The organism is Psychrobacter sp. FME5 (assembly GCF_014861375.1).
Taxonomy (GTDB): Bacteria; Pseudomonadota; Gammaproteobacteria; order Pseudomonadales; family Moraxellaceae; genus Psychrobacter.
The window spans coordinates 1-11,740 of sequence record NZ_RRYX01000097.1 but is presented as its reverse complement, the minus strand read 5'-3'; the positions used below and the strand labels follow the sequence as shown (position 1 = coordinate 11,740).

The 11,740-nt window shown below is 42.2% G+C and carries 13 protein-coding genes; 7 read left to right on the top strand and 6 right to left on the bottom strand.

The window, feature by feature from the left end; genetic code table 11:
* Positions 1 to 178: 178 nt before the first annotated feature.
* Positions 179 to 886: an HAD family hydrolase gene (locus tag EI161_RS11345; protein ID WP_192529581.1), complete on the top strand. Its 708-nt coding sequence runs from the start codon at positions 179 to 181 to the stop codon at positions 884 to 886.
* 103 nt (positions 887 to 989) lie between these two features.
* Here the strand turns inward: EI161_RS11345 and yihA are convergent, their stop codons facing one another.
* Positions 990 to 1,760: a ribosome biogenesis GTP-binding protein YihA/YsxC gene (gene yihA, locus EI161_RS11340; protein ID WP_225735358.1), complete on the bottom strand. Its 771-nt coding sequence runs from the start codon at positions 1,758 to 1,760 to the stop codon at positions 990 to 992.
* A 409-nt stretch (positions 1,761 to 2,169) separates the two neighbouring features.
* On the opposite strand from yihA, the gene EI161_RS11335 reads away from it, so the two are divergent.
* The 4 genes from EI161_RS11335 (at position 2,170) to EI161_RS11320 (ending at position 5,268) form a co-directional block, all read left to right on the top strand.
* On the top strand, positions 2,170 to 2,517 hold the full coding sequence (locus EI161_RS11335; protein ID WP_192524540.1) for a c-type cytochrome: 348 nt from the start codon (positions 2,170 to 2,172) through the stop codon (positions 2,515 to 2,517).
* 322 nt (positions 2,518 to 2,839) lie between these two features.
* The gene (locus tag EI161_RS11330; RefSeq protein WP_192524541.1) at positions 2,840 to 3,508 is read left to right on the top strand and encodes a c-type cytochrome; all 669 of its coding nucleotides are present in this window, start codon (positions 2,840 to 2,842) and stop codon (positions 3,506 to 3,508) included.
* 246 nt (positions 3,509 to 3,754) lie between these two features.
* Positions 3,755 to 4,897, top strand: a complete 1,143-nt coding sequence (locus tag EI161_RS11325) for a hypothetical protein (protein ID WP_192524542.1) — start codon at positions 3,755 to 3,757, stop codon at positions 4,895 to 4,897.
* The gene (locus EI161_RS11320; RefSeq protein ID WP_225735357.1) at positions 4,816 to 5,268 is read left to right on the top strand and encodes an RnfH family protein; all 453 of its coding nucleotides are present in this window, start codon (positions 4,816 to 4,818) and stop codon (positions 5,266 to 5,268) included. The genes EI161_RS11325 and EI161_RS11320 overlap by 82 nt, the downstream gene beginning before the upstream one ends.
* Before the next feature lie 47 nt (positions 5,269 to 5,315).
* On the opposite strand, the gene EI161_RS11315 is transcribed toward EI161_RS11320, so the two are convergent.
* Positions 5,316 to 5,735 (bottom strand): outer membrane protein assembly factor BamE, encoded by a 420-nt coding sequence (locus EI161_RS11315; RefSeq protein ID WP_192524543.1) that lies wholly within the window; start codon positions 5,733 to 5,735, stop codon positions 5,316 to 5,318.
* Positions 5,736 to 6,061: 326 nt separating this feature from the next.
* Here EI161_RS11315 and fur point away from each other — a divergent pair, with 326 nt between their 5' ends.
* Entirely contained in the window at positions 6,062 to 6,496 is a 435-nt protein-coding gene (gene fur, locus EI161_RS11310; RefSeq protein ID WP_192524544.1) for a ferric iron uptake transcriptional regulator, read from the top strand.
* 136 nt (positions 6,497 to 6,632) lie between these two features.
* Here the strand turns inward: fur and EI161_RS11305 are convergent, their stop codons facing one another.
* Together EI161_RS11305 and EI161_RS11300 are read right to left on the bottom strand one after the other, a co-directional pair.
* A complete protein-coding gene (locus EI161_RS11305) occupies positions 6,633 to 7,754 on the bottom strand; it encodes a PilT/PilU family type 4a pilus ATPase (protein ID WP_192529580.1) in 1,122 nt (373 codons plus the stop codon).
* Positions 7,755 to 7,845: 91 nt separating this feature from the next.
* On the bottom strand, positions 7,846 to 8,901 hold the full coding sequence (locus tag EI161_RS11300) for a type IV pilus twitching motility protein PilT (protein WP_192524545.1): 1,056 nt from the start codon (positions 8,899 to 8,901) through the stop codon (positions 7,846 to 7,848).
* A gap of 337 nt (positions 8,902 to 9,238) precedes the next feature.
* Here EI161_RS11300 and EI161_RS11295 point away from each other — a divergent pair, with 337 nt between their 5' ends.
* Complete coding sequence (locus EI161_RS11295) at positions 9,239 to 9,967, top strand: YggS family pyridoxal phosphate-dependent enzyme (RefSeq protein ID WP_192524546.1); 729 nt, start codon at positions 9,239 to 9,241, stop codon at positions 9,965 to 9,967.
* Positions 9,968 to 10,055: 88 nt separating this feature from the next.
* On the opposite strand, the gene EI161_RS11290 is transcribed toward EI161_RS11295, so the two are convergent.
* Entirely contained in the window at positions 10,056 to 11,333 is a 1,278-nt protein-coding gene (locus EI161_RS11290) for a hemolysin family protein (protein WP_192524547.1), read from the bottom strand.
* A gap of 128 nt (positions 11,334 to 11,461) precedes the next feature.
* The coding region (locus EI161_RS11285; protein ID WP_192524548.1) for an IS30 family transposase at positions 11,462 to 11,740 on the bottom strand (279 nt) is incomplete at its 5' end.

The window sequence follows — 11,740 nt, the reverse complement described above, 5'->3', positions numbered from 1 at the left end:
GCACAGTCATCATGGGTTAAATGAGTACCGTAAGTTACGGTTTATTAAAGACTTTCTACTATCAAAGTCACTCAAATAGCATGAATTATGTCCATTAGCGACTACCTTCTACTTTTTAGCATGAATTTTGTCCATTACACCATCATTTATCATCATCACCATTTTCTAAGGGTCATTCATGAGTGAACAATCTGCACCGCTAACTTCTGCCAAAACCTTTCAAACAGCCAATCAGCATCATTTAGCAGACAAGACTCTCATTATATTCGATTGGGATGGGACGCTGATGGATTCAATTGGTTTAATCGTTGATGCGATGCATGTAGCAGGCGAGGCACATGGTTTTCAAACGACCGATAAAGCTGTACAAGATATTATTGGGCTGAGCCTAATGAAGGGCATTGAGATTTTATATCCGCAAGCAAATGACACGCAAAAGCACGCCATTCAGCAAAGCTATGCGGACTACTATATTGCCAATAGTCACAGTACACCGCTTTTTGCGCCGATAGAAGGCATGTTGCAGACACTACAAGCGCAAGGTAAAAATCTGGCGGTTGCCACTGGTAAAAAGAGAATAGGGCTAAATCGCGTCTTAGATGCGTCTAGCAGCCATCATTATTTTGTGATGACCCGCTGTGCAGATGAGTCAGGCTCAAAACCTGATCCGCAGATGCTTAACGATATTTTGGATTATACCGAGCAGCAAATCGCTGAAGCTGTGTTTATCGGGGATAGTATCTACGATATTCAAATGGCAACGCAACTTGGTATGACTAGTATCGCGGTAAATTATGGTACGGCATCTCATACTGAGCTCGCCGCGCAGCAACCTACTTATCAGGTCGATACTCCGCAAGCGTTGGCTGATTTGCTGTGTGGATAATATAAGTTTTCACACCTGAGTTATAAAAACAAAAGTAAGAATAAAAAAGGGTTTATCGTTATTAGAGATAAACCCTTTTTTTAGATTTTAGGATAACTTGAACTTATTCCGTGTCTTTTTGGTTGTCCGCTTTAGATTCAAAGTCTACGGATTTGCCATCTTCTCCTTGAACTTCATCAAACTCTACGAGATTTGACTCAACGATTTTTTCATCATTAAGTTGATATTCGTACCAGTTGCCCATGACCCCTGCCAATTCATCAAGACCTTCTTTTCTTAAGGCAGAAAATAATTGAATGGTACAGTCTAAGCCTATTTCTTTGAGTCTCTTGCGGGTGTTAAGCAAAGCGTTTTTAGACGCGCCATATTTTAGCTTATCTGCTTTAGTTAGCAAAATATGTACTGGCAGTTCACCATCTTTTGCCCAATGTAGCATTTGCTCGTCAAAAAACTTTAGCGGATGACGAATATCGGTCATCAGTACCAAACCTGCCAAGCTTGTACGTGATACCAAGTATTCTTCTAATTCTACTTGCCATTCTTTTTTCATCTCAAGCGGCACGGCAGCATAGCCGTAGCCTGGTAAATCAACCAATCGTCTGTTGCTATCGCCCACACTGAAAAAGTTAATCATCTGCGTACGCCCAGGAGTTTTGGACGAGCGTGCCAGTTGACGCTGGTTGGTCAAGGCATTGATAGCCGAAGATTTACCCGCGTTTGAACGCCCTGCAAAAGCAACCTCTAACCCCATATCAGCTGGGCAAAGGCGAAAAGTAGGTGCGGACATCAAAAATTCAGTTTGTTGAATCTTTTGACGGGATTTGGTATTAAACAATGTATGTTCGGCGGCGACATCAGTAAACGGGGTACTCATAAATGGCTCATTAATCTTCAAAAAATTGGATATGATCGTAAAACTTTAGTTAGCTGATGGCTAAGGTAAGACATCAAATAAAAAGAGCGTAAAGGGTTATTTGTTATAACGATAAGCGTCGACTACTGACAACAATAACCGTTTTAAATTATCGACTATTCTATACTATTAATAGCCTTAGTTATTGAAATAACTGCGATTGGTAGCATATAAATGGTAAGGCGATGCTAAAATCAATGCAGATTTGGTACAAATAATTTGCCTGATCAAAACGGGTTACCAAAGCCGAACTCGATTTATCTATATTTATATGACATATATTGTTACAATATTTGTTAAGACAGTTTTAATGATACACGTTTAATAGAAAGAGTGATTAAACGAATGAAACATCAAAAGGAGGTGTTCTATGTCTTCAATCACCACACTTTTTAGCCAAACCTACCGTATGATGATTGGTGGCGGTACTGCATTACTGTTAGCGCTATTCTTAAATAGTGCCATGATAAGCAGCGCAGGTGCTGCTAATATCGCAACCACTTATGATAACTCATGTGCGACCTGTCACGATAGTGGCGCGTTAAATGCCATCAAAAAAGGCGATAGTGCTAAATGGCAGCAGCTGATAAAGCAAAAAGGTATGCCAGCATTAATCAAGTCAGTTAAAGGTGGTATGATTCAAATGCCTGCCGGCGGACTTTGTGACAACTGTAGTGATGATGACTACGGAAAATTAATCGAATACATGAGCAAATAGTGGGCTTAATCATCAAGTTAAACCCTAAAAAATAAAGCGCTCGGTTTTATAACTTTTATGCGCTTTTTGTTTTTTAGTTACTATCCTAGCGTGTGTCGTTAGAAAAACTGCTGGATGTAACGATTAAGTAGGCAAATACTACAAAGTCTTGCTATAATAATCGAAAATAAACCCTGATGTTAGTAAGTACTTTCAGACTGTTTGTGTCCAAGACCTTAAAATATATGCCTACCTCGCTAATAGTAGTACGGTTTATATCAGGTATCTTAGCAGTACAATCACTCTAAATAATGCTTACGCCGAGCTAGTAGGATTTGTATCAATGAAAAAGTTAATCGCTGCTGCCAGCTTATGCGTTGCAAGTTTCAGCGTACAAGCTGCTATTATTGTTCCTGAACATGATGTCAATGCTGGTAAGCAAGTTGCAGAAACCGTTTGTGCTGCCTGTCATGGTGTTGATGGTGTAAGCGTTGTCCCTGCGCAGCCTAATTTGGGCGGCCAAAACGTAAAATACCTTTATAAACAAATGGTCGAGTTTAAGTCGGGTTACCGTAAAAACGGTATCATGCAATCGCAAGTTGCCAATTTATCTCAGCAAGATATGGCTAATGTGGCAGGCTACTATGCAAGCCAAGCGCCTTGGGGTGTTGGTTTCGGTAATCCTGCGACCAACCAAGAAGCCACTAAACTATTCTTAGGTGGTGATAAATCACGTGGTGTCATTGGCTGTGCGGGTTGTCATGGTCCAGATGCCGCGGGTAATACTTGGGCAGCGTTTCCACGTTTAGGTGGGCAGCATGCTGAATATATTGCCACCCAGCTAAAACTATTCCGTGCGGCGGGTCGTGTTGATGACATCGATAGCGATGATCAAAAACGAGTCAATGACGCGGCGAAAGAAGGCGAGATGGGCATGATGCAGACCGTCGCATCGAAGCTATCGGATCGTGATATTCGTATCTTGTCAGACTACGTCAGCGCTATTCATTAATTTTCAGTCATCAGCGCACATACGTGATGCGTACGTCGCTATAAAAATCAATGTGCGCTCGATTGACTGTATATCTATCATTATCTAGCTATTAAACCCCGATTTCGGGGTTTTTTTTATAACTTTTTATCCCATATATTGTAGATATAATATAGACATAATAATAAAGCCATGCAGAAGTGCCTATCATCGCCCTGTATAGTTATAAGTTATTGTTATTCACCTTAGATCGTTTGGATTTAGATTATGATGATCCGTTATGCTTCTTATTTTATCGCGGCACTGCTACCGTTGCTATTGTTTCGTTGGTTTGCACCTGCGTCCATTGGCGAGATTGACTTTTGGTTACTCTGGCTGTTAGCGATGGTATTGGTCTCACTGCCAGTCGTCTATGCAGAGATTGCGTTGGCCTATCGTAGTGTTGACGCACCATTGGCAGGCATGCAAAAGCTCACTCGTGAAGCAGATGCCAGCCCAATATGGCGTAGCTTCGGTTGGTTGGCGGCACTAGTCTCTATTGTCATTGCCGCATTAGTCATATCTGGTGCCAGCACTGGTATCTTAGCGGCATTGACTGAGCTCAATAGCGCCCCTGCTGTGCCAAGCTTCGCTGTCGCTGCAGGCTTGATGGTTATTGCGGTATTATTAAGCTTACTTGGCGTTGCACCCTTACCGATTGGACTGGGGCTGATGGTTATTGGTCTTGTACTGGGTGTCGCAAATGGCTTGCCCAATATTAACTTTGCCATGACTGACATCAGTTTAAGTGAATGGGCGCGTGCAGTGGCACTAGCGCTAGTCAGTGTTGGCGCAGGCACAGGCTTATACTGGTTTGGTCAAAACCTAGTGACCAAGCAAGGGCTCACCGCGGTAGATGCCAACAATTATAATGCACAAAAGCCAGCTCACAAACGTGCAGCCAATGACTATCGCGCAACCAAATTGGTACTGCCGATTTGGATACTGCAGTTATTGGTTGGGGTCGTGGCTTTGTTTATCAGTGGTATGGCATTGCCGCCAATCGGGCAGTTGCTGTATTGGACAGGTGTGCTATTTGTGGTCAGTTATTTGCTACATTATAGTACGCAACAATTAGCGCATAAATTTGGACTGTTAGTAAGCTTGGTGATAACTTTGGTGTTAGCACTGGCATTGGTCGTGGTCATACCAACGACTTGGCTGGTCGGCATCTTGGTCATCATTAGCAGCCTAACGGTGTTATTGTTATCCATCTTTGCCGGTTGGCAGATGAAAATAAGTCACCTGCGTAAGTCGTTGAACTTTGGTAATGAGGCTCTTTATAACTTATGGCGGATAGCGATTCGTTTAATCGTGCCATTGGCATTGTTATTAGCGCTGATAGGTTGGGTGATGCAGTGGTTGAGCTAAGAGAAAGTGTCGATACAGTTGATAGCAACAGTGCTGCATCGCCGTTAGAGTCAGCTCGTTTGATGACGGTATATTTGGCGTACGCCGAGGATGCACAGCGCCAGCATTATTTAGCTTTACAAGTCAGCCGTGAGACCAGTCTATATGAGGCGCTGATGCAGGCAGGATGGTTGGCAAAATTTGTAGCGTTAGCAACTTGGTGTGAGCAGGTAGCAGATGTTGCCACACCAACGGCTAAACGTTGGCATGTCGGTATCTATGCACAAAAACAGCCGCTTAGCTATCGCTTGCAGCCCTTTGACCGTATTGAGGTATATCGCAGCTTAAGCGCTGATCCAATGTCTCAGCGCAAGAATAAATCTCGAGGTTAAACAGTTAATTATTAAATTTAGTTATTAAATCTAGTTGACTGTCTTAACTAAGAAACAGGCAGGCTATCTATACCTTCAATACGATTGACCACACCGTTATCATCAAAATAAACAATCAAATGCTGACTGGCATTTTTGACATCTGCAATACCTTTGCGGCTACCTTCTGTACCCGCTTTATAATCATAAATATAATCCCAGCGCTTAGGCTCAAGGGTGTCTTTAATCGCTGGGCTACCAAGGATATAAAGTACTTGGTTTTGATTCATACCCACTTGCAGTTTTTGCGCTTGCGTTTGAGTAATCGCAGTACCTTGTGGCAAATCGATTTTATAAACACTCAATAATGAGCAGCCGGACATAGCAACAGCAGCGCTCAGCATGCTGGTCATAGCAATCTTGCGTAATACGCTGGTACGGCTCAACGGACGAAAAGTTAATGTCTTTATCATGGTAAGATGGCTCATTAGAAATAAATTAGGTGCAGCCAAAGTTGGTTGGTGCTCGTCTGGCCGACAATCTTGGACAAATGATACGTCATTTACTTGCAATTTCCTACCACTTACGACATTATTTACCAAACACTACCCGAGCGATTTTATTATTTATATTTTAAATTCATAGACTTGCATTGCGATTGTCGGGGAAATAACAAATTGAAAATTTACTTAGCATAAAGCAATTTGTTGTTCTTAAGATATTTTATATTCGATAAAAAATAATCATTAGCGATTATCTATTTCATATTTTCGGTTCTTTATTTGCTAAGACTGTCACAGTCAGAAGGGATATTATGGCTTCTTTTACCAATCAAGATTTACGTAAAGCAGGGTTGAAGGTCACGTTACCTCGTATCAAGATTTTGGAGCTGCTGGAAAGTGCAGAGCTGCATCATATGAGTGCAGAGGAGGTGTATAAAGCGCTGATCGAACAAGGTGAAGATGTGGGTCTAGCGACTGTCTACCGAGTACTTACGCAGTTTGAACAAGCGGGTATCGTCGAGCGCCACAACTTCGAAAATAACTTATCGGTGTTTGAGATTACCCAAGAAGAGCATCACGACCATCTGGTTTGTGATAACTGCGGTAAAATTGTAGAATTCCACAATGAATCTATCGAGGAACAACAGATCAAAGTCGCAGAAGAGCATGGCTTTAAACTATCAGGTCATTCGCTGGTGCTATACGGTATTTGTGATGATCAAGAGTGTAAGGATAGTGTTAAATAATCTGTTATAGCAGTGACGTATAAAATAGAAAAAAGCCCTCATATCAATAATGAGGGCTTTTTTTGTGCTCAACGACTGGTCATTGTTTCTTATTGTCTCGTAAAATTTTAGGGCATGAATAAAAAAATAGTAATGCTTAATTGATATCTAACGATAAGTTATCGGCACCTTCATCGAGATTGACTGTGCTATTTTTACTGCTAAGCTTGATTTTGAGGCGTAAATCATTAGGAGAATCAGCATGGAGAATTGCCTCTTTATAGGTGATTTCTCCTTGCTCATATAGGTCAAACAGTGCTTGGTCAAAGGTTTGCATGCCGCTATCACGTGAGCGCGTCATGACCTCTTTAATCTCATGAATCTCACCTTTACGAATGTAATCACTGATCAGCTGTGAGTTTAATAGAATCTCAATAGCGGCACGGCGCCCTTTACCGTCGGGAGTGGGGATAAGCTGCTGGGCGATGATGGCTTGCAGGTTAAGTGATAAATCCATAAATAACTGATTATGACGACTGGTCTCAAAAAAATGAATAATACGGTCAATCGCTTGGTTGGCATTGTTGGCGTGTAAAGTTGCAAATACCAAATGCCCTGTCTCAGCATATTGGATAGCGTAGCTCATGACTTCACGATTACGAATCTCGCCAATCAAGATAACGTCAGGCGCTTGGCGTAAGGTGTTTTTTAGCCCTGCTTCAAATGAATGAGTATCGATACCGACTTCACGCTGAGTGATAATACAGCCACGATGCTGATGCACAAACTCGATGGGGTCTTCGATAGTGATAATATGCCCATGGGAGTTTTGATTACGGTGTCCTATCATGGCAGCAAGGGTGGTTGACTTACCAGTGCCTGTGGCACCAACCAATAAAATGATACCGCGTTTTTTCATTGCCAGCTCTTTTAGTGCGGGCGGCAGACGCAGCTCCTCGACCGTTGGGATTTTGTTCTCGATTTTTCGTAAAATCATCCCCGCCATATCGCGCTGTATAAAAGCACTGACCCGAAAACGTGCCTGCTGTGCTTCATCAGCAATGGCAAATTGACATTCGTTGGTCTCTTCAAATTCTTTTTTCTGGCTTGGCGTCATTACCCCTTTAACCAATTTCATGGTTTGCTCAGCGGTCAAAGGCGTTTTACCCACAGGCAGAATTTTACCATTCACTTTCATGGAGGGCGCTACATCAGCAGTAATAAAAAGGTCAGAGCCGTTTTTATTGATCATTAACTGCAATAGTTTATCAATGTCCATAACGTACCTGTGTTCGATGTAAATCGATTAAAAAAATATCTAAACTCATGTTTTGGTGTTCACTTACCACTATCAATACAAATAAATAACGCTACAAAAATGCTTCTGGTTGTTTGGCATAAGGACGGGCCACGTCTTTACTAATAGTGCCTTTTGCCACTAAGTTTTTGAGTGTTTGATCGAGGGTAATCATTCCGTCGCCTGCGCCTGTTTGGATAGCAGAGTACATTTGGGCGATTTTATTCTCACGTATCAAGTTACGGATGGCAGGCGTGCCGAGCATGATTTCATGGGCTGCAATACGACCACCTGTTTGACGACGCAACAGAGTTTGTGAGATAACGGCCTGTAATGATTCTGATAGCATTGCCCGAATCATGTCTTTTTCTGCGGCGGGGAATACATCGATGACGCGGTCAATGGTTTTAGCGGCTGAGCTGGTGTGTAGGGTGCCGAACACTAAGTGTCCAGTCTCCGCGGCGGTCAAGGCTAAGCGAATGGTTTCAAGGTCACGTAGCTCACCAACCAAAATCACATCGGGATCCTCACGTAGTGCAGAACGTAGCGCAGGCTCGAAGCCTAAAGTATCTCGGTGAACTTCACGCTGGTTAATCAGGCTCTTTTTAGAATCGTGAACAAATTCAATCGGGTCTTCAATGGTTAAAATATGTTCTTTACGGCTTTCATTAATATAATCAATCATGGCCGCCAGTGTCGTTGACTTACCTGAACCTGTGGGGCCCGTGACCAATACCACGCCACGCTTAAAGTCTGAAACGCGTTTGAACACATCGCCCATTCCTAAGTCCTCCATGGTCAAGACTTTAGAAGGAATAGTACGGAATACAGCGCCAGCTCCCCGGTTTTGGTTAAAGGCGTTTACCCGAAAACGTGCTAGATTGGGAATCTCAAAAGAGAAATCTGTTTCAAAGAACTCTTCAAAGTCAGCGCGTTGCTTGTCATTCATGATGTCATAAATAAGCTGATGTACCACTTGGTGGGTCATCTCTGGCATATTGATCCGGGTCATTTCACCATCGACACGTATCATCGCTGGCATACCGGCTGAAATATGTAAATCTGATGCTTTATGCTTAACGGTAAAGCGCAGTAAGTCTTCGATGCTTAAATTATTTTTTTCAGCCATAATCAGATATTCCTATCAATTAATAAGAGTAAGACAAGAGAGTACAAAAGCACGTGGTAGACTATCAATAAATAACAGTGTTTGAATCAATCACTTTAAAGAATTAGGATACGCCCTAACCAAATTACAGTCTTTACCATTACTATTAACTTCAGTAGCATATGTTAAACGATGTAACAATATCATAACAAGACTATCGACATTTAACCATCAACTCCGTTAAGAAAATGCAAGTATTAAGTGTCTAATCATTTTTTAATCAAAGTATCGGTCAAGTTACTAAAAAATCTTAAAAACTTTTAAAAGTCACTGAATACATTATCCTTGTGAGTCATATATGAAAGATATCAAAAATAGCAAAAACCATGTGGATAGCCAAAACTTAATTGATAATTGGCAACAAGTAAATGAGCAAGTAGCGCAGGCTTGTGAGCATGCTGAAAAACAAGCAGAAAGCGTTACTTTATTAGCAGTTTCTAAAACCAAACCTGCTGACATGATCGCCATTTTAGCGCAGCAAGGGCAGCGCCACTTTGGTGAAAATTATCTACAAGAAGCCATCGAAAAAATTACCACTCTAAAAGAGCAGTCTGAAGGCGAGGCGATTGTTTGGCATTATATTGGTAGTATCCAGCGCAATAAAACCCGCGATATTGCGGAGCATTTCGATTGGGTACAAACGGTTGAGCGTGACATTATTGCCAAGCGCTTAAACGATCAACGACCCGCTGAGATGCCGCCGTTAAACGTATTGATTCAAGTCAATATCGATGACGAAGACAGCAAATCCGGCTGTCTGCCCACACAGCTTCCAGAGTTGATAACCGTTGTCAAAGGTTATGAGCGTTTAACACTACGCGGCTTGATGATTATTCCAGCCAAAGCCGATACCGATGCTTTTGAGCGTACCAAGCAGTTATTTGACGATATCAAACATGCGCATCCTGAGCTGAATGGCTGGGACACACTAAGTATGGGTATGAGTGGAGATATGGGTGAGGCGATAGTCAACGGCTCGACGATGGTGCGCGTTGGTACTGCCATATTTGGTGCGCGGGCGTTATGATATTTGCTTGCCTTCTATTTAGGGTATGCCCTAGTAATCAGTCTAATATCAAGGTTACGGGTCAAATGCAGCGTTTCAAATACAGTAGTTATTCATTAATTTCTTCAAATTTTGTGACCAATAACTGCGTAATTTTAAGATTGTCGGTGGCGATAATCTCAAATCGGTAATTGGCATACTCGATAGTGTCTGTCTTTTTAGGGATTTTGCGCAGCATATACATCATAAAGCCACTAAGAGTCTCATAGTTTTGACTGCGTGGCAGATTGACAATATCTAAAGCGCGCACTACATCCTCAATAGGAGTCATCCCTTCGATGAGCCACGAGTTATCAGTACGTTGGACGATAGGCTGCTCCTCTAACGTCACAAGCTCGCCCATGACAATACTCATCACATCTTTAAGAGTAATGACCCCGACCACCAAGCCATACTCATTGACGATGACCGCAAAGTCAGACCCTGTCGATTTAAACATCTCTAACACTTCGAATAAAGACAAGGTATCAGGCACGAAGAGAGCGGGCTTGAGCAAAGCTTTGTCTCTTAGGCTGACCTGTTGCTGATTAAGCACTAAAGCTAAAAAGCTGCGTGACTCTACATAACCAATGATGTGTTCTAAATCATCGTCATGACAGACCAAAAACTTATTATGTGGCTGGTCAATCATAATTTGTACGACGGCTTCAGTACTCGTTTTGGTGTCAAAATAAACGATATGTTCGCGTGGGTTCATCACTGAGGTGACGGTACGCTCCTGCATATCGAAGATGTTGGCTATTAAATGATGTTCTTGCTTTTTGAGCACGCCAGCTTCAGCACCCGCATCCATGACGGCATAAATATCTTCTGGCGTCATATCGTCTTGACGTACAGTTGAGATACCCAACAATTCAAAGATGACGTTTGCTGCCCCATCAAATATCCAGATAACGGGTTTGAATATGAAAATCAACAGCATCATTGGTCGTACGAGGCGTATAGCGATAGTCTCAGTGTTGGACATTGCCAGCCGTCTGGGCATCAAATCGGCGAGTAAAGAGAATAAGCTGGTAATCAAAACGAAGGATATAACCGATGACACTGCTTCATTATTAACCAAAAGCTGTAAGTAGGGGCTAATTGCCGACTCACCCACGGCACCCGCTGAAATAGCGACCGCGTTTAAAACTACTTGCACAACAGTGATAAAGCTACCAGGGTGCTCTTGCATTTTAAGGACATCAAATGCTCGAACATCGCCTTCTTTTGCGATGATTTGCAGCTTAATTTTGCGCGCTGCTGCGATTGCAATCTCGGCAGCGGATACAAAGGCGCTTAAGGCCAGCAATAAAAGGAGAAAGATACTAGCGGTTAGCAAACTCATGACATACTCGGTAAAAAAGGCATCGATTGAAAATAGTAATAATTGATTGGCGTGCAAACAGACACGGTATTTATAAAATACTTTGATTTTTATCTATAGAAACTTAGATTAACACACCAAGTGCAACGCTAAATTATATTATAGAACGCCTGCATAGGCGTTTTAAACCCTAATCGTTTTCTTGGTCTGTTGTTTAGTTTATTCTCAATGTCCTGTATCTCATTATCAGAGACTTGTCTAAAGTCACAACCCTTAGGCAAGAACTCTCTGATTAAGCCGTTAGTATTCTCGTTGGTTCCTCGCTGCCATGACGCATAAGCATCGGCAAAGAAGAAGGAAGTAAAGAGCTTTCGTTTCACCTTCTTATGCTGAGCAAACTCTTTACCATTGTCAGAGGTAATGGTCTT